1 protein-coding gene is annotated in these 265 nt (G+C 43.4%); it reads left to right on the top strand.

Translation table 11 applies throughout. The annotated features are described in order from the left end of the window. On the top strand, positions 1-265 hold a 265-nt coding region (locus R3X28_RS19310; RefSeq protein ID WP_317666529.1), incomplete at both ends, for a hypothetical protein.

Below are 265 nucleotides of genomic sequence, written 5' to 3'. Positions count from 1 at the left end.
TGATATAGCAGCATTGACCGATACAACGGTTACCAATGACAGTTTAAGTCTAACGGATTCTGATTCCGACGGTACCAATGACACCTTGACCTTATTGGATAGCGAAGGCAATGTAGTGGAAGTTCCATTGGCTGATATAGCAGCCTTGACCGATACGAATACTACCAATGACACCTTAAGTTTAACCGATTCTGATTCCGACGGAACGAACGACACCTTGACCTTATTGGATAGTGAAGGCAATGTAGTGGAAATTCCATTGGCT

The organism is Maribacter sp. TH_r10 (genome assembly GCF_033101095.1).
GTDB lineage: Bacteria > Bacteroidota > Bacteroidia > Flavobacteriales > Flavobacteriaceae > Maribacter_A > Maribacter_A luteus.
This window is presented reverse-complemented; position numbering and strand designations above follow the sequence as displayed.